The organism is Brevibacterium sp. UCMA 11752 (assembly GCF_021532235.1).
Lineage (GTDB): Bacteria > Actinomycetota > Actinomycetes > Actinomycetales > Brevibacteriaceae > Brevibacterium > Brevibacterium antiquum.
This window is the reverse complement of record NZ_JACBOS010000003.1, coordinates 2,224,227-2,244,571: the sequence shown is the minus strand read 5'-3', so window position 1 is coordinate 2,244,571 and position 20,345 is coordinate 2,224,227. Positions and strand designations below refer to the sequence as shown.

The window sequence follows — 20,345 nt, the reverse complement described above, 5'->3', positions numbered from 1 at the left end:
CTTCCCTGCGCTCAAGTCTATCGTCCAAATCCACGACATTCGTGTTCAGGGGCCGTGAGCCTGTTGGAGAATTCCCTGGGACTCCCCTGGACATCTCTGCCGAATCGGCCTCCCGCGAATGGCTGCCGCTCATGGGATCCGCTGCGAGATGACCTTCGACACGCCATCTCCGTGCATCGTCACCCCGTAGAGTGCATCGGCGATCTCCATCGTTCGCTTCTGGTGGGTGATGACGATGAGCTGAGACGAGTCCTGCAGCTCTTCGAACACGGTCAGCAGGCGGGACAGGTTGAGATCGTCGAGGGCAGCTTCGACCTCGTCCATGACGTAGAACGGGCTGGGCCTGGCCTTGAAGATCGCCACCAGCATGGCGACGGCGACCAGTGACCGCTCACCGCCGGAGAGCAGGGACAGTCGCTTGACCTTCTTGCCCGCGGGCCGGGCGTGGACGTCGACTCCGGTGGTCAGCATGTCGTTGGGGTCGGTCAGGCTCAGGGATCCCTCACCGCCGGGGAACAGGCGGGAGAAGATGTCTTCGAATTCCCGCGCGGTGTCCGCATAGGCCTCAGCGAAGACCCGTTCGACGTGCCGATCGACCTCGTCGACGAGCTTCATCAGGTCCTTCCTCGAGGACTCGATGTCGGTGATCTGCTTTTCGAGGAACTGGTGCCTCTCCTTGAGTGCCTCGTATTCCTCGAGTGCCAGGGGGTTGACCGTTCCGATGCGTTTGAGGGCGGCGGCCGATTGCTTGTGTCGTTTCTCGACCTCGGACCGCACATAGGGACGTTCCTCCTCGCTGTCGTCGAAGGCCGGGACTGGAATATGAGGGCCATAGAGTTCGACCAGCCGCTCGAGGCCGAGTCCGGTCTCCTCCCCCGCCCGGTTCTCGATCTCTTCGAGTTTGAGCCGGAATCGTTCCTTGGCGAGTTCGGCTTCGGCGGCAGCGTCCTTGAGTCGCTGCAGTTCTGTGCGCGTGGTGCCCAGTTCCTCGCCGAGGCGGCCCTTCTCCTCCCGCAGCTGCCCGCGCTCTTCGACGAGGACCTGAATCTCGGAGCCGAGCTCGGACACCGTCGTCTCTGCGGCTGAAGTCGCGTTCTGTGCGGTGCCGACGATGAGCAGCGCCGAGGCGGCCGATCTGTTCTTACGTGCGATCGTCCGCTGGGTCTGCTCGCGTGCGGTCTCCTCTGCCGTTGCCTGGCGAAGCAGGGAGTCGACCCGCTCGGAGAGGAATCGAGCCCGATCCGTGGCCGCCTTGTGACTGATTCGGGTCTCGATGACGTCTTCGGAGGACTGGGACACCTTCCGGCTCAGTTCATCTCGTTCGGTGGTGTCGACGACCTCTTCGACGTCGTCTGCCCCGGCGAGTGCGGATTCGGCGGTGCGGGCCTCGCGTTCGGCCGTCTCCAGGCGTGTCGCGAGCTCCGCTTCGTTGTCCTTGGCCCGCTGCAGTCGAGTCTGGGCTGTGGTGATGTCGCCCGTGATTCGCGAGACTTCCTCCCCGGCCGCCATGATCGCCGCGTCCGAGGAGTGCAGTTTCTCCAGCGCCGCGGAAGCTGTTGCCTTCGCCTCGGCCAGCTTCGCCTCGACCCCGTCGATGTCCGCATCGATTCGGGTCCGCGCCTGCTGCAGTTCGGTGATGGAGGAGCGAGTCTCCTCGAGCGCGGTCTGTGAGGCCAGGCGGGTGCCAGAGGCGGTGCGTGCCCGGCTGACCCGGGTTGCGGTGAGGATCTCACCGCCGAGGGTGACCACCGTGAGTTCGGGGCGGGAGTCGATGATGGACAGCGCGCTGGCAGCATCGTCAACGCACGCGACCGTCTCCAGCGCGGAGTTCAGCAGTTCGTTCAGTTCGGGCACGTCGCTGCTGACCACATCGCTGAGCCACCGGACCGACGGTGCACCGTCGCCGGTCCCGCTGAGTTCGGGTAGCGCCATGGTCGCAGAGCTCGTGCTGGTCAACTGGTTCGAGCCCTTGCCGGCACCTGCGCCGGCGCCTGCTGCAGCGCCCGTCCTCGCCCCTGCCGGGATCGTGAGGTGGACATTGGTGTCCTCGCCGAGGTGGTCGAGCACTGTCAGTGCTACCTGAGCGGAGTCGACGAGCACACCTGAGACCGTGTTCGACAGGGCTGCCGCCACGGCCATCTCGAACCCATTGGCCACCGACAGCCGCTCGGTCACAGCGGAGCCGACTCCCGGCAGATCCGCGTTCACGATGTCCTCGAGATCGGCTTCCAAGGCTGTGCCGAGGGACAGCGCCTCTGCTCGGGCCTCTGCCGATGCCAGCTCCGATGCGGTCTTCGCCTTCTGCGTTCGGAGTCCCTCGAGGTCGGTCTCCAGCGTGGTCTGGGCGTCCTTGGCGGTTTCGTACTCCGTGTCGAGTTCGCTCTCTCCTGCCTCGACCCCTTCGACGGCCGCCTCAGCGGTGCTCAGTTCCTCGCGGCGTTCGGTGATGCGGGTCGATGCGGTGTCGATCTCTTCCCGGTTGGATTCGATCCGAGCCGTGAGGTCGCTGATGCGCTCACGCGCCTGGGAGCTCTTCGACTGCAGTGCCGACCTGTTCTTGATCGCCTCGGTGATGGCCAGCTGTGTGGCTTTGACCTCGTCTTCGGCCTTCTTCAGTGCCAGTGCAAGCTCTTCTTTGCGCATCTGACTGCGATCCAGTGCTGCCGCGGATTCCTCCACCGCCTCCTCCGCGGTGCGAAGCTCCTCTTTGTGGTGCTCGGCTTGGGACCTCAGCTCTTCGGGCGACTTCGTCTCCCGGCGGCCCAGACTCGCGACCTCGGAGAGCAGGTGTGAGCGTTTGTCCTCGGCACGTTGGGCGATTCCTCTGGCACGCACGATCTGGGTCTGTGTCCGTGATTCGGCGGTGCGCAGATCCTCGAGCTCGGCGTCAAGAGTGCCCAGACGTGCCTCGATCTCCTGTAGTCGCTGCTCAGTACGGAAGCGGCGATGCTCGAGGTCGCCGATGCGGTCGCTGCCGTCCTCGCCCTCAGCGCTCGAGGTGGAGGCCAAGGAGGCCTGCAGGCGCACCGTGTCATCGGCCAGCAGTCGTGCAGCGGAATCGCGCAGGGTGGCCTGGACGGTGGCAGCCTTCTGCGCGGCCTCGGCCTGGCGCCCCAACGGCCCCAGCTGCCGGTTGAGTTCGGTCCGCAGATCGGAGAGGCGATCGAGGTTCGTCTGCAGGCCGGTGAGTTTGCGGACGGCCTTGTCCTTGCGCCTGCGGTGCTTGAGGACGCCGGCGGCCTCCTCGATGAAGCTGCGACGTTCGATCGGATCGGCGTGCAGAATCGCGTCGAGACGACCCTGCCCCACGATGACATGCATCTCTTTGCCCAGGCCCGAGTCGTTGAGCAGCTCCTGGATGTCAAGGAGTCGTGCCGGGGTCCCGTTGACGGCGTATTCGCTTCCCCCGGTGCGGAACAGCGTGCGGGAGATCGTGACTTCGGTGTAGTCGACGGGAATGGCTCCGTCGGTGTTGTCGATGGTCAGGGCCACCTCGGCGCGGCCCAATGCCTGACGCTTCGAGGTTCCGGCGAAGATCACGTCGTCCATCTTTCCGCCGCGCAGATTCTTCGCACCCTGCTCGCCCATCACCCAGGACAGCGCGTCGACGACGTTGGACTTGCCGGAGCCGTTGGGGCCGACAACGCAGGTGATGCCCGGCTCGAATCTGAGAGTCGTGGCCGAGGCAAAGGACTTGAATCCTCGCAGGGTCAGGCTTTTGAGATGCATTGTCCACCCAGCATATCCCGAAGGAGTTCCAACAATTCTCGAATCTTTTGATAGAGTGTTCCCTCGTGCGCCGAATGAGGTGCCTTTCCTCCGTAGCTCAGTTGGCAGAGCATTCGACTGTTAATCGAAGGGTCGCTGGTTCGAGCCCAGCCGGGGGAGCTGATCTGGGCCCCGTCGTTCGCGGCGGGGCCTTGACCATGCCCGGGAAGAATCGCCGTCACAACGGCGAAGTCTTGACCAGCTTCGCGTCTCATCTAAGAAGATCAATGGTGTGAACCGATAGGAAACTGACAAATCGGACCAGTTTGGACTCCGCGCCCCAATCGGCCGAAGACAATCAATGCCGTCCATGAACAGGAAGGAGCGCCGATCACGACCGCCTGCAGGACACCTGCGACGCTGCTGACCGGCACGCATCCCTATGAGCAGTGAAACGACAAAGACTCAGGACCTGATACGGCGCCTGAAGAATCCGACCACAAAACAGAGACCGCTGATCCGCAAGGGCGTCGACAAAGTGGTGTTCTTCACGGCCGGCGTGCTCGCAGTTGCCTTCGTCATCTGGGGCTTCTTCTCTCCCGAGAGCCTCGGGGCTGTCGCAGGAACCATGCTGACCGGCGTCATGGACAACTTCGGCTGGCTCTTCGTCATCGCCGCCACGATCTTCACGATCTTCGTCATCATCGTCGCCCTGTCCAAGTTCGGACGCATCCCGCTGGGCAGGGACGATGAGAAGCCTCAGTTCAAGACCTCATCGTGGATCTCGATGATGTTCGCCACCGGCATGGGCATCGGGCTGGTGTTCTCCGCCGTCGGTGAGCCACTGTTCTTCTACATGTCTCCCCCGCCGAACACGGTCGATGGATCCACTGCCGAGGCAATGGGCACCTCGATGGGCACCACTCTCTTCCATTGGACCCTCTACCCCTGGGCCATGTACGCGATCGTCGGCCTCGGCGTCGCCTACGGTTCCTTCCGTCTCGGTCGCTCCCAGCTGTTCTCGTCGATGTTCACCTCGCTGTTCGGCGAACGTGCGGTCAACGGTGCCGGCGGTAAGGTCATCAACATCCTCGCGATCCTCGCGACGCTCTTCGGCTCGGCCTGCTCGCTGGGCCTCGGTGCGATCCAGATCGGCGGCGGCATCGAATCAGCGGGCGTCATGTCCGATGTCTCCTCGCCGATTCTCGTCATCATCATCGCGATCCTCACCGCGGCCTTCGTCGCTTCGGCTGTGTCCGGTGTCGAGAAGGGCATCCAGTGGCTGTCGAACATCAACATGGTGCTGGCGATCATCGTCGCGCTGATTGTGTTCATCGGCGGGCCGACGCTGTTCATCCTCAACGTCATTCCGTCCTCTCTCGGTTCGTTCATCCAAGATCTGCCGCAGATGGCGTCCCGGACCGCGGCCAATGGCCAGGACGTCAACACCTGGCTGTCCTCGTGGACGGTCTTCTATTGGGCCTGGTGGGTCTCATGGTCGCCCTTCGTCGGCCTCTTCATCGCCCGCATCTCGCGCGGCCGCACCGTGCGTCAGTTCGTTCTCGGCGTCCTCATCGTCCCTTCGGTCGTCTCGACCATCTGGTTCGCGATCTTCGGTGGCGGAGCCATCGGCATCCAGGAACGCGCTGAGCGCGGCGAAGGCACAGTCAAGGCCCTGGCGAAGATCGTCGACGGTGAACCGGACATCAACATGGATACGATCCTGTTCGATCTCCTCGGCGCTCTGCCTCTGCCCAACGCCATCGCCATCATCTTGATGGTCGTCACGGTCATCCTCATTGCGATCTTCTTCGTCACGGGCGCCGACTCCGCGTCGATCGTCATGGGCACGCTGTCGGCCAACGGTCGAGAGGAGCCCGGCAAGGGCCTCGTCCTCTTCTGGGGTGTGGCTACCGGTGCAGTGGCAGCGGTGATGCTCCTGGCCGGAGGTTCTGATCCCGCCGAGGCCCTCGAGGGTCTGAAGAACATCACGATCGTGGCGGCATTGCCCTTCGTCATCGTCATGCTGCTTCTCTGCGTGGCCGTATGGAAGGACCTCTCGCGAGATCCGCTGATCATTCAGGGACAGCTGGCCAATCACGTCCTCGAGCAGTCGGTCGCCACGGCCGTCAACGAGTACGACGGAGAGGTCTTCGGACTCGAGACGTCAGAGCTTCCTGTCGAGGAGATCGAAGACGACAAGGAAGACGCCGAGGCGGGCTCTTCCGAATCGTCTGACCTCGATGACGCCGATCACGAGCACGGCGACACCGTCAAGTAACCCCTTGTCGCGGTGCTGACCGCGCGACATCGGTGATTGCCAGAGGCGGCCGGTGAGACTCGATGAGAGTCTCGCCGGCCGCCTTTCGCCTGTCGCATCGGTGTTGTAATGCCGACACGGGCCGAGGCGACAGCGTTACGCAGTCTCGGCGCGTCCGATCTACTGGTACCGCGTCGGACAAGCCGTCTACGCTAAAGACGGACGCACCGGAACCATATGCACCAACTGAAACGACAACGACGAGGCCTGCAGCACCACCATCGACGTTGAAGCAGGCAGGCAAGGACTCCTCACTCAAGCCACCGACATTCACGCATCCGCCGTCGACATAGCAGCCATCCTCCCCGTCCCCGTGCCCACCATCCACCAAGTCGGACGCCGCGGACACCTCGGCGGCTACTGCGAGACCGCCATCAAAGAGACCAGGTGGCACATCGGATCCGTCCTCAAACAGACGGTGACAAACGCGGCTTAATGCAATTGACAGGTAAGGGCGAAACTAGTCGTCCTAGAAAGGACGACAGACGTGGGCAGTTTTAGCGTCCGCGCCCTCCGATAGAGTGCATACATGAGACGAACAACAACCGCAGTAGGACTCGCTGCATTGCTCGCCATCGCTGGATGCTCAGGCAGTGACCCCGAAGAAACCCCGCTCGAGTTCGCAGACATCGAAACATTCAACGACCACATCGCCGACAAATATGAGGGCAGAGCAAAACTCAACAGCGGAAGCGACCTTATGGTTGGCGTCGAATCCAAAAACTCAGAACTCCAAGACCAGGCTCGGACGCTGAAAGTCCTCGAAGACGTCGGCGAGGGCGTGAAATTCGACTACAAGACGGTATCCATCTCCTCCAAGCCTGACAAAGGCGAATGGGGATACCAGTACACCCGTGATGTCGTCGAGAAAGTTACAGGCGCAAAGGCCGGAGACGGATCAGTTATCGTAGCCAAAATTTGGGACCACACCGAACGCGGATACAACACGGCTTACTAGGCACCCACATTCGGCGCCCCCAGACCAGCCGCTGGTCGCGGAGCCCGGGCTCGTACTGGGAAGCCCTTTGCGAAAGTTTGCGACGTCCGTCCTAGGTGGCGTGAAACGTCGCCGAAAGACTAGCAGAACGATCAGCGATACCGCGGCGGGCGCTGGCAGTTCGGGCAGAAGTGGCTGCCTCGTCCGCCGATCGTCATCTTCTCGATCTCGGTGCCGCAGCGCACGCACTCCTGGCCGCCGCGCCCGTAGACGAGCAGGGCACGGTCGAAGTATCCGGACTCCCCGTTGACGTTGACGTAGAGGGCGTCGAAGCTGGTCCCACCCACGGCCAGCGCATCGCTCATGACCCGCGAGGCTGAGTCGAGAACCGCGGCCAGGCGGGACTTGCGAGTGCGAGCGGGGATCGCCAGAGGGTGGATGCCGGCCCTGAAGAGTGCTTCATCGGCATAGATGTTGCCGATGCCGCTGACCAGGGACTGGTCGAGCAGCGCTGATTTGACTACCGTCCGCTTGCGGGAGAGCTGTTCGAGAGCGAGGCCGGGTTCGAAGGCCGGCTCCAGAGGATCGGCTGCAATGTGATTCGCCGAGGCGGGCACGAGCCGACCATAGGCGTGCACCAGGGGCTGTACGCCGAGATGGCCGAAGATCCGTTGGTCGATGAAGCGCAGCTGGAGGCTCTCGCTCCCCCGCTCGAGGTGGAGGATCGCCCGCGTATGCTTGTGGATCTCGTCAGCGGCATCGTGCACGCGCAGCTGTCCGCTCATGCCGAGGTGAACGAGCAGGCTGAGTTCGGGGGCCGCCGGCTCGGCAGCCGGGCCGGCACCGAGGTCCTCCCCCAATGTCAGCCACATGAACTTGCCGCGACGTTCGGCGCCGATGATTCGCCGCCCGGTCACCGCTGCGACGAACTCGTCGGCTGCGGAAGCATTGATGCGACGCTGGGACGTGGTGCCGAGAATTCGGGGGTCGATCACCTCGGCGCCGGTGATGGTGGTGCCGGCAGTCCATTCGTGGACGCCGAGGCGCACACTCTCTACTTCGGGAAGCTCGGGCATCAGGAATGCCTCAGCGCGTGTAGTCCGGGTAGATGGTGCGGATGGCCTTGACGGCGACTTCCGCGGCTGCCGCTTCGGCGTTCTTCTTCGACGAGCCGTCGCCGGTGCCCCAGCCGTTTTCACCCAGAAGGGCGGTGGCGGTGAAGACCATGGCGTGGTCTGGCCCCGAGGAGACGATCTCATAGCTCACGGCGCCCAGATCAAGATCGGCCGCTGCTTCCTGCAGGGTCGTCTTGTAGTCCATTCCGGCACCCAGATTCACTGCGTCGGAGAGCATGCCGTCGATGAGGCGGTGGACGAAGGCGAAGGCCTCTTCACGTCCGCGGGCAACGAAGGTCGCGCCGATGAGGGCCTCGACAGTGTCAGCGAGGATCGAGTCCTTGTTGCGGCCGCCGGTGAGCTCTTCGCCCTTGCCCAGGAGTATGTGGGGGCCGATCTTGTGTCTGCGCGCGATCGACGCCAAGGCTTTGGTGTTGACCACGGCAGAGCGCATCTTGGCCAGTGAACCTTCGGCCAGATCCGGGTTGTCGTAGTACAGCGACTCGGTGGCCACGAGGCCCAGGACGGAGTCGCCGAGGAATTCGAGGCGCTCGTTCGTGGGTATGCCGCCGGCTTCGAAGGCGAAGGAGCGGTGTGTCAGGGCGAGACGAAAAGTCTCGGGATCAATATCGATCCCGAGACTCTTCTGCAGTTCTGCTGTGGTGTCAGTTTCCACAGGTCAGACGTCAGCGACCTTGCGTCCCTTGTATTCAAGGAACAGCGGGGTGCCGGCTGCGTCTTCGACAACTTTGGCCTGGTGAGGGCGCGAGTACACAACGCGACCGTTCTCCACAGTCTTGACCAGGCTGGGAGCCTGTGCCTTCCACTGCGAACGACGGTGGCGGGTGTTGCTGCGCGACAATTTACGCTTTGGAACAGCCACGTCTAGCTCTCTTTCTTCTCATCCAACAAACTCTTCAATGATGCGAACGGCGAATCCGATTCGCTGTCGTCGACCTCAAGGTCCTCACCGAGGGTGAAGCTGAACTCTTCACTCCGGTCCTTTGACGGACTGAAGGGCAGAGCCATGACAACAGCGTCTCTGATCGCGGGCTCGAGGTCGAGCTGATCGCGGTCGATGAGGTAGGAATCCTCGTCGCCATCGGCCTGCTCATAGACATACATCTCTTGGATGTCGACATCTATAGGCAACTCGATTTCGTCGAGAGTCCTCACGTCTTCGCCGCGGGCCGTGGCCGAGACTGTGCCCGACACGTAGATTCCCTCCGACACGCTTTCGAACATCAGCTCGAGTGTCAGTGGTGAACCTTCTGCGACCCCGATCACTTCGATCTTGAGATCCGCTGGAGCAGACAGGGTGGTGTTCACCCGTTCCCATTCACCAGGATGACCGAGCAATCCCATCGACCTGAGATCGTAGACGAACTCAGACTGCTTCTTCATGCTCACTCCTCCTTTACGTGATTGAGGATGCTTACTCCTGCGTTCACACGCGACTCACCATTCTAGTCATCATCGCCTGTCATTACCAATCGAGCTTCGAAGTATGCGCAGGTGTTCCTAGTCACCATTTCTCGTGCTGGTTGCGCCAGGTCACCCCGCCGGCGGCCAGGAGCAGTGCCCCGGAGATCGTGAACACGATTCCGGATCCGGCGACGACGGTGAGCAGGGAGGCCGCCGAGGGGATCGCCACCTGGCTGAGTCGGTTGCCGGCAAGGCGGATCGACAGAACCGCCGCCCGATTGGCCGGATCCGACAAGGTCGAGACCCAGGTCATCGTCAGCGGCTGGGTGAGTCCGAAGCAGAATCCGGCCAGGATCAGCAGGATCGCCAGCATCCACGGCTGAGTGAACACCGGGATGAGGATGATGCAGACACCTGCTGCCGCCGAGGCGGTCCACAGGAGCGAGAGATTGCGCCATTTGCGGGTGAGCTGCCCGATGATCAGCCGCGAGATCACCGAGGCGAGTGTGCGCAGAGTCAGGAGCCAGGTCACCGTCGTCACCGACAGCCCGTTCTGCTGTCCGATGAGCGGGAGGTAGGCCGTCATCAGGTCGACGGCGGCCAGAGTCGTCATCGACGCGAGGATCGCGGGCTTCATCCCCCGGATCGAGAGCAGGGACCAGGGCGTACGGGCACCCTTGGCCGCCTCGGCGCGGGAGACGTGAGGGGTCCGGCCGCGGAGCATGACGATGACCGCAGCAACCAGTGTCAGCGCGGAGATCCCCGTCATGAACCACAGGGCGCTGACGATCTGCGGGGCACCGTCCGTCGCACCGGCGATGGCTCCTGCCACGGGCAGACCGATCGTCTGCCCGATCGAGACGCCGAGGGTGAGGTAGCCGAACTTCGAGGTCAGCGCCGAGGCGGGGAAGCTCTGTGGTATCAGCGCCTGCGATGCAACGGTCGTCAGCAGCTGTCCCAGGCCCAGGCACATCGTGGCGATGAGGAGCACGCCGAGGTTGGGGGCCATCGCTGCGAGTCCGACGGGCACGATCGACAGGATCGTTCCCGTCCACAGCACAGCGGTGGCGTATCCGCGGTCGACGAGTCGGCCGACGAGGAGTGCCGTGAGCAGCGGCACGAGGGAATAGCAGGCGGTCATGAGACCGAGGACGACTCCGCTGCCGCCGAGTTCCAGGGTCCGGTAGGAGATGAGAACGCGCACGCCGTTGTAGGTGGCATGAGCGACCACGGTGTGGAAGATGAGGCCGAGGAACCACGCCCGAGAGGAGGAAGAGGGAATCGGCATGCGTCAGCGGCTGGCGTTCAGCGCCGACAGCACTGCGCCCGGAACGAGACCTTCGATGTTCCCGCCGCCGGAGTGAACTTCCTTGATGAGCGAGGACGAGACGTGTTCGTACTCGGGGCTGCCGGGGACGAAGATGGTCTCCAACTCGCTCAGATGCTTATTCATCAGTGCCATCGGCAGCTCGTAGGCGAAATCCGTGCCCGAGCGCAGCCCCTTGACCACTGCAGGCGCTCCGATGGAGGCACAGTAGTCGACGAGGAGGCCCCCGGCGACGGTCTCGATGGTGACGTTCTTCGTCTCTCGGGTCCGCTCATCGTCGGCCAGCGAGGCGCGGATGAGATCGGCGCGGACCTCGGGATCGAATCGTCCGGATTTCTTGGGATTGTGCACGACGGCAACGACCACCTCGTCGAAGAGTCGGGCGCTGCGGGCAATGACATCGAGATGACCCATGGTGATCGGGTCATAGGAACCGGGGCAGACAACCTTCATGACCTCATCTTATCTCTCAGCTGCGACCACTGGTCGTCGACGAGCTCGTCCTGATCGTCGGCTCTGACGATGACAGCCCCGGGTTCCGTCAGGGGGTTGTGCAGTCGAGCAGCGGCTCCGGCCATGACCCTGCCCACGACTGCCAGGGACCGTGCTTCGTTCCCGACTGCGATCGCCTCGTTCAGTTCTCTGTGTGTCTCGATGAGGTCGCACCTGACCTCATATCCGCGCGGGTCGGAGAGTGAGAGCAACCGAGTGTGGACCATCGAAACCTTCATCAGGCCGCTGAGCCTGACCGACCCGGAGCAGGCGACGATCGAGTGATGGAAGTCGAGGTCGGCGTCGCCGATGGTGCGGGCGGTGTTCTCCTCGATCGCGAGCTCGAGTTTGGCCAGCGCCTGGTGGATGCGGGCAATCGGCTTGCCCGAGCGGATGACGATCTTCACCGCCTGCGCCTCGATGGCCTCTCGGACGGCATAGACGTCATCGATGTCGTCGGTCGTCATCCGCTTGACCCAGACGCCTCGGCCGGGCGCGTGTGTCATCACCCCTTCGCTGACGAGTCGCTGCAGAGCCTCCCGCAGTGAGGGCCTGGAGACGACGAGGAGTTCCGCCGTGCGCACCTCGTTGATGGACTGCCCCGGTGCCAGTGAGCCGCTGTAGATGGCGTTCCGAATCTGGTCGGCGATGAGGTCGATCGTCGAGGATCTGATGACCTTGCGCAGGACAGGAAGCTCCGAGGTTGGGGGTTGAGGCATATCACGATCATATAACGTTGTCTGACAGTGTGACATCCGGACAACAAAAGTATTGAATAGTGTTCTTGAGACGCATGTCACGAAGATGTGTCGACGTTCAATGAAAGGGACAGCTATGAAAGCCATCAAGGGGCTTGCCGCCGCGACCTCGATCATCGCCCTGACGCTCACACTGGGAGCATGCGGTGGAAGCGATTCCGATAAGAGCGCTCTCCAGAAGGCCGTCGACGATGGAAAGATCACCGTCGGCTTCGCCGGTGAGGCTCCGTACAGCTTCGAAAAGGACGGCGAGCTCCAGGGAGCCTCCGTGGCTATGGCGAAGGCTGTCTTCAAGGAACTCGGCGTCGACGACGTCGAGGGCGTCAACACCGAATTCGGTTCGCTGATTCCCGGGCTGAACGCCGACCGCTTCGGTGCGATCTCAGCGGGCATGTCCATCCTCCCCGATCGCTGTGAGCAGGCCGCCTTCGGCAACCCGGAGTTCATGTACACCACCGCCCTGATGACCAAGAAGGGCAAGCAGGACGGTATGAAGACCATCGATGATGTGAAGAAGAAGGGTCTCAAGCTCGCGACCATGACTGGCGCAGTGGAGTCAGACTACGCCAAGGACCTCGGCATCGAATCGCAGAAGGTCGGCACTCCGCAGGACGGCATGGACGCCGTGACCACGGGCCGTGCCGATGTCTTCGCGCTGACCGCCATCTCACTCAACTGGATGGCCAAGAACAATAAGGACGCGGGCGTCGAGGTCGGCGATTCCTTCGTCCAGGAGATCAAGGGAGTCCCACAGATCGGTGCCGGTGCCACAGTCTTCCGCACCGATGACACCGAACTCCGCGACAAGTGGAATGAGAAGCTCGACGAGATCGTCGGCGACGAGAAGAAGTACCTCGATGTCGTCGGTGACTTCGGCTTCACGAAGGAAGAGCGCCCTGACGGTGAGATCACGACCGATCAGCTGTGCAAGGGCGAACTGCCCACTGCCAAGTCCTGAACCGGCCCCTAGTCGCTGCCGATCATGACTGACAATGTCACAACGTTGCTGAATTTCCTCCCACAGCTGTGGGAGGGAATTCAGACGACGCTCATCCTCACCATCGCCGGCTCGATCGGCACCATCATCATCGCCCTCATCCTCGGACTCGCGATGACCTCCCCTCACGCGTGGATGCGCATCCCTGCCAGGATCATCGTCGAATTCTTCCGCGGCACTTCGCTGCTGGTCCAGATCTTCTGGCTCTTCTACGTCTTTCCGCTCCTCGGAGTCGAACTCGATCCCCTGATGTGCGGTATCGGTGCCCTATCGCTCAACTACGGTGCCTACTCCGCCGAGGTGGTCCGATCGTCGATCAAAACGGTCAACCCCGGCCAGTGGGAGGCAGCCATCGCGCTCAGTCTCTCACCGACACGGCGCATGATCCGCGTCATCTTCCCTCAGGCGTGGGCCCTGATGATCCCGTCCCTGGCTACCCTGCTCATCCAGCTCCTCAAGGGCACGGCAGTGGTCTTCTTCATCACGCTCAGCGACCTTACGGACAAGATCCAACAGCTGCGCCAGTCAACCGGCGACACCTACTTTGCGTTCACCGTCGGCCTCCTCATCTACTTCGTCATCGCGTGGCTGATCCAGGAGGGCATGAACCTTCTCGAACGCCAAGCCACCAAACGGCTGGGACGCAGACGCCCGAACTCCCGGTCCGATCGACGTGAAGCCCGTCGAGATGCTCGTGTGGAATCGAAGCGCGATCATCTCAAATCTCATGCTGCTGCCAACGACGGGGCCTCCAAGCCAGGTCCTGCCGGTCAAGGAGGTGGCCTGTGATCTGGAACTGGGAATTCGCCGCCGAAGCGCTGCCGATCCTCCTCCGCGGATTCGTCAACACACTCATCGCCACAGTCGTCGGCACCATCATCGCCGCGATTCTGGGCCTCCTCATTGCCGTGGCTATACGCTCACTGCCCCGCTGGATCAATTGGCTGGTCAGACTGCTCGTCGCCTTCGTCCGCAATACGCCGCTGATCGTGCAGCTGATGTTCGTCTACTTTGCGTTCTCGGACCTCCCTGGACTGAAGAGCATTCCGGCGCTCGTCATCGGCTGCATCGTCATCGGCATCCATTATTCGACATACATGTCAGAAAGCTACCGTGCGGGCATCGATTCGGTGCCTCCGGGTCAGCGCGAGGCTGCCACAGCTTTGTCCCTGCCACCGGTGCGCACGTTCACCGCCGTCGTCCTCCCGCAGGCGCTGCGCGCCACGATCCCGTCATTGGGCAACTACGCCGTGGCCATGTTCAAGGACACCCCCTACCTGTTCGCGATCTCGGTGGTCGAACTCGTCAGCTCCGCGAAGGACTTCGGCGGTTCCACGTTCGCCTACACGGAAGCCTTCACCTTAGCCGGGATCATCTTCCTCGCCGCCAGCTACCCGACGTCCCTGCTCATCCAACGATTGGACAAGCGCCTTGCCACCTACTGAGAGCACCTCATCAACTCCGACGGCAGACCCCGCAAGCTCGGCCACACCGGCGATCGAGTTCAAAGACGTGGAGAAGTCCTTCGGCAGGACCACCGTCCTCAAGGACCTCAACTTCAGCGTCGCTCCCGGGGAGCGTGTAACTCTGATCGGGCCCAGCGGCTCGGGAAAGACGACGATCCTCCGCCTCGTCATGACCTTGGAGGAACTGACCGGCGGCTACATCTTCGTCGACGGCGAACCGCTGACACATACGGAGAAGAACGGCAAGCGAGTCGAACTGCCGTCGAAGACGACCCGCGCCATGACGACGCGGATCGGAATGGTCTTCCAGCAGTTCAACCTCTTCCCCAATATGACGGTGCTCGAGAACATCATCGAGGCGCCCATCCACGTGCTGGGCAGATCCAAGGCCGATGCCGTAACGGAGGCGAAGTCACTGTTGGACAAGGTCGGACTTGCAGACAAGGCCGATGAGCATCCCACTCGCCTGTCGGGCGGTCAGCAGCAGCGTGTGGCTATCGCACGGGCACTGGCGATGAGTCCGGAGATCCTCCTCCTCGACGAGGTGACCTCGGCTCTCGACCCGGAGCTTGTGGGAGATGTCCTCGGAGTCCTCCGCGATATCGCAGAGACGACCGACATCACGATGCTCCTGGTCACTCACGAGATGCAGTTCGCCCGCGAGGTCTCACACCGGGTGATGATGTTCGACGGCGGCCAGGTCCTCGAAGAGGGCCCGCCGGATCAGATCTTCAACAATCCGCAGCATGAGCGGACGCGCACGTTTCTCTCCAGCGTGCAGTAGCTTCACGATCGATCAGCTGAGGCCCACCGGTGTGCGATCCGGTGGGCCTCAGCTGTTCCGTGGGCTTCAGCTGTTTCGTGGGCTTCAGCCGTTGCGGTGGGCCTCAGCTGCGGATGCGGCGCACGAGCCGCCAGACCCTCACGACGACTGCAACGGCGATGAGCACCATGGCCACCCAGAACAGGATGTCCGAAGGCCCGGCCCAGAACACATCGGAGCGCCCCACCGGATCCGCTGCATTCGTGCCCGCGTCGCTCCCGCCAGCACCCGCATCAGCCTCCGACTGACTTCTCAGCCACCTGAGTGCCGACCAGAGGAGCAGCAGACCCACCCCGCAGGCCGCGAACACCCAGGGTGTGCGGTACCAGGGACGGTGAGAGCTCACGCCGACTCGTCTGCTGCCGTTGCACCTGCTCCGCTGGCGACATCCGCTGCCTCTTCAGATTCGGCCTTGAGCTGGACGAAGTACAGTGCGGTCTCACCGAACGTCTTCGAACGGAAGACCTCAAGGGCGGCCGGCATCGTCGGTTCGGGCGCTCGTGATGCCCGCTCGACCACAACGATGGATTCCATGTCGAGGAGCCCAGCGAGTCGACCCAGGATCTGGGTGACGGCGTCCTCCCCCAACGGGTAGGGCGGATCCATGAACACCAGGTCGAAGATGCGACCCCCATCGTCATCACGATCGCTGCGGGCCTCCAACACCTGACCGTCCTGAACCTCATCAAGGCCGCTGCCAAGCGATGCTCGCCCTCCGTCGTCCGCTCCCTTTGCGTGGCCTTCGGGGTCCGCTCCTCCTGCAAGTCCTTCGGGTCGCCGCTGCACCGACGTATGCTGTCCCGGACCACGCTGGGAGCTGAGGAAGGAGACGACATCCGAGGAATGGATCCGAGTCGAGTGATCGATTCCGAGCTTCTGGGCATTCGACTCGACTGCTCGAGCCGAAGCGCTGGCCGAATCGACGAAATCGACTTCGGCCGCACCCCTGGACATGGCTTCGAATCCCAGTCCGCCGGAGCCGGCGAAGAGGTCGAGGACGTTCGCGGCTTGGAGGACCCCATAGCCATCGAGCATGGAGAACAGGGATTCCTTGACCCGGTCTGAGGTCGGGCGTGTGTTGGATCCGCCCGGTGCGACGAGCTTGGATCCTTTGAAAGCACCAGCGATGATTCTCATTGCGCTTCCTCCTCAGTGGGGTGATCCGACATCAGCTCGCCTCGATGAAGTGAGCCGATTCGGCGGGCAGGACTCTATTGATGAAGGTACGCAGGGCCGGCAGTGAACTCAGATCGGGGTCGACGGAGATGATCTTCTCCGCAATGGTTCTCGCCTCTTCGACGATCGGCGCATCGCGCAGAATGGACAGGTGCTTCAGCGACGATCCGCCCCACTGCGATGCTCCGAGCACATCGCCTTCTCCCCGGGTGCCGAGATCGTACTCGGCTAGGGCAAAACCGTCGAGGGTGCCAGCGACCTCACTCAGGCGCTCAAAGCTCTCATCGGATTCGGATGCCTGGGTGAGCAGGAAGCACATGGCTGCGCTGCCGTCTCGTCCGACGCGGCCGCGCAGCTGGTGGAGCTGAGCGACACCGAATCGCTCCGCTTCGAAGACGACCATCATGGTCGCCCGCGGCACGTCGACTCCCACCTCGACGACGGTCGTGGAGACCAGGATGTCGGTCTCGCCGGAGACGAACGCAGCCATCGTCCTGTCCTTCTCCACCGGTGACATCCGCCCATGGAGAAGCTCGATCGAACGGGACCCGAGCTCATCGGAGTTCTTCAGCTTGTCCCGCAGGTCCTCAATTCCCTCTCTGCTGCCGACCACCTCGCCCGTTTCGGGATCTTCGATGTCGGAGGGGTCGATCCGTGGGAAGACGACGAATGTGCCGCGGCCGTCCTCGGCCGCCTCGTCGATGAGTTGGAGGACTCGGCCCAGCCAGTTCGGGTGGTCCCCCAGTGATACAGCGTGGGTGGTGATGTCCTTGGTGCCGGCGGGCATCTCGTCGAGAGTGGAGACATCGAGATCGGCGAAGACCGTCATCGCGACGGTCCGCGGGATCGGCGTCGCGGACATCACGAGGGTGTGCGGGACTTTGAGTCCGGCCTTCGCCCGCAGTGCCTCGCGTTGTTCGACGCCGAACCGATGCTGCTCGTCGACGACGATGAGGCCCAGTCTGTCGAACATCGTCGTATCCGACATCAGCGCATGTGTGCCGACGACGATGTCGATCTGACCGGTGGCGAGGTCGAGTGCCAGCTGTTTGCGTTCCCGGGCCGGCATCGACCCGGTCAGCAGCGCCACCCTCACCTGGTCATCGCCCGAGAGCAGAGGGCTCAGCGCCATCTGGTCGCCGAGGAGGTTCTCAATGGAGCGGAAATGCTGAGTGGCCAGCACTTCTGTGGGCGCGAGCATCGCAGCCTGAGCTCCCGAATCGACGGCAGTGAGCATGGCCCGCAGCGCCACGACGGTCTTGCCGGAGCCGACGTCGCCGTGGAGGAGGCGGTGCATCGCCGAACGCCTGCCCATGTCTGCTTCGATCTCCTCTCCGACCCGCAGCTGTGAGGCGGTGAGGTAGAAGGGCAGACTGTTGTCGAAGCGTTCGCTTCTGGCTCCGACGTTGAGCAGAGGAGTGGCCTCGAGCTTTTCGTAATCGGCCTTGCGGGAGACGAACTCCGCCTGCAGTGCGAGCGCCTCCTCCCATTTCCAGCGCTGTTTGGCCTTCTCCGTCGCCGCTGCTGACCTGGGCCGATGCATATCGTTGAATGCGGTGCGCAAGTCGGGCAGGTCGAGGTTCTCTCGCATGGCGGTCGGCAGGGGGTCCTCGAACTCGGCAGGGTCCGCGACGTCGAGGAGAACCTTGATGGCCTTCCACAGTCGTGTCTGCGCGATGCCCTTGACCCGTGAGTAGACGGGGAACGGGGAGTTGAGGTCCTCCGGGGTCCACTTCTCATCGTGTTCGTCCCGATTGAGCCAGGTGGGCGAGTTCAGGGTCAGCTGCCCGCGGTATTCTTCGACCTTCCCGGCGAAGACGACGGTGAGTCCGGGCACCAGCTGGCTGTCCAGCCAGCGCTGGTTGAAGAAGGCGATCTTCATCGACTGCTGTCCGTCGTGGACGATCACATCGGTGATGGTGCCGCGGCGTTTCTGCATGCGCCGGGTGTCGACGGAGATGACCTCGGCCTGGAGAATCGCGGTCTCCCCCAACGGGAGTCCGCCCAGGGGCGTCTTCTCTCCGGGCACGAGGAATCTGCGCGGGAAGAAGCGGAAGAGATCCGCCACCGAGGTGATTCCTCGTTTCTTGAGTGCACCGCGGTCTCGTGCGGTGAAGTAGTCGTCGAGGCGGGCGCTCATTCGACTCCCATGATGAGGAGCGTCGCCCGGTCCCTCGAGTCGATGTCCTGGAACCTCACCTGAGAGTGTGATTTGCCGATCCAGTCCCGCAGGTGCGAGAGGACATCGGGGGCACACCCGGGACCGTGGACGACGGTGAGGAGCTCTCCCCCGGCGCCCAGGAGACGATCGGCGAGCTTCTCGACCAGGGTCGTGAGTTCGGTGCTCTGAGTCTTCACCTTCCCGTCGATGAAGACCCGGTAGAACTGCGAGGGATGGGAGAGCGGAATCCTGCGCATGCCCACCGTGCTGGAGTCGAGCATGGAGTCAGGATCCGAATTCGCTCCCGGAACATCGTCGATGACCGGCAGGGCACCTGTAGGCGGGTTGAGGGCAAGCTGTTCGGCCGAGACGATGGTGCCCACACGGGTGCCGGCGGCAGCCTCGGTCATATCGGCGAAGATCTCCGCGGACGGGGCGAAGGGATCATGGACCGCGAGCGCCGAGAGCAGAGTGGCGACGTTGCGGGAGCGGACCACCTGTCCACCGGAGACCTGTCCCAGTGCTTTCAGGACGGTCGTCGAGCTGGGGACGACGATGACCGCACGTTCTTCCTCTGCGATGATGTCTTTGGTCATGGCCCGCACGTCACCGGAATCCGGCGTCAGGGCACTTGCCCCGTTGAGCGCGCAGTGCATGAGGAGTCCGGTGCCCGAGACGATGGCCACCAGGTGGGTTTCGCCCTCTTCCTCGTGCAGACGCAGGTCTTCCATGTCCAGACGGGCGATGCCGTAGCCGGCGAGGTGGTCGAGAATGGTCACGGCTGTGGCCTCGTCGGCGACGTGGACGTGAACCTTGGGTCCGTTGATGACGATCGATGTCCCGCCGAGGTCATCGAGCGCCTCGGCGAGGGTGTTCCTCGTCTTTTCGGAATCTGTGGATGCCGGATACGTGGCCAGGATGGCGACGATCTCGAGTTCATCGGCACTGGCCTGATGGACGATGCGCGGTGACCTGGTGACTTCGCCGAGCATCGAATCCTGCGGTGTCCGGCCGGTGACCGTGGCGTAGAGGAGATCGAAGAGCTCCACGATCCCCGTCGAACCGGCATCGACGACCTCGGCTTCGCGCAGCACTGGCAGCTGCCCGGTGGTCTCACGCAGTGCCGAGCGGGAGCGGAGGCGCACCGCGGAGATGAGTTCGATGAGGTTCACCCCATTCTCAGCCTTCTCTGCTGCCTCCGTGGCCATGGCGTCGAGGACCGTGAGCATGGTGCCGTCGACAGGTCTGGCCACAGACTGCCGAGCCCTGGCGGAGGCGAGTTCGAGGGCAGCGGCCATGGCTTCGGGCGTCGCTACGGTCACGCCGTCCAGCGCATCGGCGACGCCTTGGAGTGCGACTGCGAGGATGAGTCCGGAGTTTCCGCGAGCACCGCGTCCTGCCCCCTCTGCGAGAGCCGCAACGACCTGGGGCAGCGTGACTGGTCCGGTGAGTTCTTCGACAGCCAGGTAGGCGGCGCGCAGGGTGTGGTACATGTTCGTGCCGGTGTCACCGTCTGGGACGGGGAAGACGTTGAGTTCATCGATTTCGACGCGTTCCTTGCGCAGACGATCAACGGCCCGCCGAGCCCACCTGGCGGCCAGACGCCCGTTGAGGCCGATGGCTTGATTGGGTCCGCTCAT

At 63.1% G+C, this 20,345-nt stretch carries 18 protein-coding genes and 1 tRNA gene; 7 read left to right on the top strand and 12 right to left on the bottom strand.

Annotation, left to right across the window (positions count from 1 at the left end; all coding sequences use genetic code 11):
• Positions 1 to 129 precede the first annotated feature (129 nt).
• Complete coding sequence (gene smc / locus HU144_RS10055; RefSeq protein WP_235351235.1) at positions 130 to 3,729, bottom strand: chromosome segregation protein SMC; 3,600 nt, start codon at positions 3,727 to 3,729, stop codon at positions 130 to 132.
• 86 nt (positions 3,730 to 3,815) lie between these two features.
• Here smc and HU144_RS10050 point away from each other — a divergent pair.
• The 3 genes from HU144_RS10050 to HU144_RS10040 all read left to right on the top strand — a co-directional run bounded on the left by HU144_RS10050 (position 3,816) and on the right by HU144_RS10040 (position 6,986).
• Positions 3,816 to 3,888, top strand: a tRNA-Asn gene (locus HU144_RS10050).
• Between the two features lie 262 nt (positions 3,889 to 4,150).
• The gene (locus HU144_RS10045; RefSeq protein WP_235351234.1) at positions 4,151 to 5,989 is read left to right on the top strand and encodes a BCCT family transporter; all 1,839 of its coding nucleotides are present in this window, start codon (positions 4,151 to 4,153) and stop codon (positions 5,987 to 5,989) included.
• Between the two features lie 568 nt (positions 5,990 to 6,557).
• Complete coding sequence (locus tag HU144_RS10040) at positions 6,558 to 6,986, top strand: hypothetical protein (RefSeq protein ID WP_235351233.1); 429 nt, start codon at positions 6,558 to 6,560, stop codon at positions 6,984 to 6,986.
• Positions 6,987 to 7,117: 131 nt separating this feature from the next.
• Here the strand turns inward: HU144_RS10040 and mutM are convergent, their stop codons facing one another.
• The 7 genes from mutM to HU144_RS10005 all read right to left on the bottom strand — a co-directional run bounded on the left by mutM (position 7,118) and on the right by HU144_RS10005 (position 12,043).
• The gene (gene mutM / locus HU144_RS10035) at positions 7,118 to 8,041 is read right to left on the bottom strand and encodes a bifunctional DNA-formamidopyrimidine glycosylase/DNA-(apurinic or apyrimidinic site) lyase (protein ID WP_235351232.1); all 924 of its coding nucleotides are present in this window, start codon (positions 8,039 to 8,041) and stop codon (positions 7,118 to 7,120) included.
• A 10-nt stretch (positions 8,042 to 8,051) separates the two neighbouring features.
• A complete protein-coding gene (gene rnc / locus HU144_RS10030; RefSeq protein ID WP_235351231.1) occupies positions 8,052 to 8,756 on the bottom strand; it encodes a ribonuclease III in 705 nt (234 codons plus the stop codon).
• A 3-nt stretch (positions 8,757 to 8,759) separates the two neighbouring features.
• Positions 8,760 to 8,963 carry a 50S ribosomal protein L32 gene (rpmF, locus tag HU144_RS10025; RefSeq protein ID WP_009885115.1) on the bottom strand — a complete coding sequence of 68 codons (204 nt, stop codon included), beginning with the start codon at positions 8,961 to 8,963 and terminating at the stop codon, positions 8,760 to 8,762.
• 2 nt (positions 8,964 to 8,965) lie between these two features.
• Complete coding sequence (locus HU144_RS10020) at positions 8,966 to 9,484, bottom strand: YceD family protein (RefSeq protein ID WP_198397064.1); 519 nt, start codon at positions 9,482 to 9,484, stop codon at positions 8,966 to 8,968.
• Positions 9,485 to 9,605: 121 nt separating this feature from the next.
• Positions 9,606 to 10,793 carry an MFS transporter gene (locus tag HU144_RS10015; RefSeq protein WP_235351230.1) on the bottom strand — a complete coding sequence of 396 codons (1,188 nt, stop codon included), beginning with the start codon at positions 10,791 to 10,793 and terminating at the stop codon, positions 9,606 to 9,608.
• A gap of 3 nt (positions 10,794 to 10,796) precedes the next feature.
• A complete protein-coding gene (gene coaD / locus HU144_RS10010) occupies positions 10,797 to 11,285 on the bottom strand; it encodes a pantetheine-phosphate adenylyltransferase (protein ID WP_235345771.1) in 489 nt (162 codons plus the stop codon).
• Complete coding sequence (locus HU144_RS10005) at positions 11,282 to 12,043, bottom strand: GntR family transcriptional regulator (protein ID WP_235351229.1); 762 nt, start codon at positions 12,041 to 12,043, stop codon at positions 11,282 to 11,284. Before HU144_RS10005 ends, coaD begins: the two co-directional genes overlap by 4 nt.
• 115 nt (positions 12,044 to 12,158) lie before the next feature.
• Here HU144_RS10005 and ehuB point away from each other — a divergent pair, with 115 nt between their 5' ends.
• The 4 genes from ehuB to ehuA are packed head-to-tail and all read left to right on the top strand — an operon-like array spanning position 12,159 to position 15,329.
• On the top strand, positions 12,159 to 13,040 hold the full coding sequence (gene ehuB, locus HU144_RS10000; protein WP_235345773.1) for an ectoine/hydroxyectoine ABC transporter substrate-binding protein EhuB: 882 nt from the start codon (positions 12,159 to 12,161) through the stop codon (positions 13,038 to 13,040).
• 24 nt (positions 13,041 to 13,064) lie between these two features.
• Positions 13,065 to 13,868 (top strand): ectoine/hydroxyectoine ABC transporter permease subunit EhuC, encoded by an 804-nt coding sequence (gene ehuC, locus HU144_RS09995; RefSeq protein WP_235345774.1) that lies wholly within the window; start codon positions 13,065 to 13,067, stop codon positions 13,866 to 13,868.
• The gene (gene ehuD / locus HU144_RS09990; protein ID WP_101571292.1) at positions 13,865 to 14,524 is read left to right on the top strand and encodes an ectoine/hydroxyectoine ABC transporter permease subunit EhuD; all 660 of its coding nucleotides are present in this window, start codon (positions 13,865 to 13,867) and stop codon (positions 14,522 to 14,524) included. Before ehuC ends, ehuD begins: the two co-directional genes overlap by 4 nt.
• A complete protein-coding gene (gene ehuA, locus HU144_RS09985; protein WP_268825867.1) occupies positions 14,511 to 15,329 on the top strand; it encodes an ectoine/hydroxyectoine ABC transporter ATP-binding protein EhuA in 819 nt (272 codons plus the stop codon). The genes ehuD and ehuA overlap by 14 nt, the downstream gene beginning before the upstream one ends.
• 103 nt (positions 15,330 to 15,432) lie before the next feature.
• On the opposite strand, the gene HU144_RS09980 is transcribed toward ehuA, so the two are convergent.
• From HU144_RS09980 to HU144_RS09965, 4 genes are read right to left on the bottom strand one after another with little or no spacing between them, the layout of a single operon-like run.
• The gene (locus HU144_RS09980; RefSeq protein WP_235351228.1) at positions 15,433 to 15,714 is read right to left on the bottom strand and encodes a hypothetical protein; all 282 of its coding nucleotides are present in this window, start codon (positions 15,712 to 15,714) and stop codon (positions 15,433 to 15,435) included.
• Entirely contained in the window at positions 15,711 to 16,505 is a 795-nt protein-coding gene (locus HU144_RS09975; protein WP_235351227.1) for an RsmD family RNA methyltransferase, read from the bottom strand. Before HU144_RS09975 ends, HU144_RS09980 begins: the two co-directional genes overlap by 4 nt.
• A gap of 31 nt (positions 16,506 to 16,536) precedes the next feature.
• Positions 16,537 to 18,684, bottom strand: coding sequence for an ATP-dependent DNA helicase RecG (locus tag HU144_RS09970; RefSeq protein ID WP_235351226.1), 2,148 nt, complete (start codon positions 18,682 to 18,684; stop codon positions 16,537 to 16,539).
• Positions 18,681 to 20,345, bottom strand: a complete 1,665-nt coding sequence (locus HU144_RS09965) for a DAK2 domain-containing protein (RefSeq protein WP_235351225.1) — start codon at positions 20,343 to 20,345, stop codon at positions 18,681 to 18,683. Before HU144_RS09965 ends, HU144_RS09970 begins: the two co-directional genes overlap by 4 nt.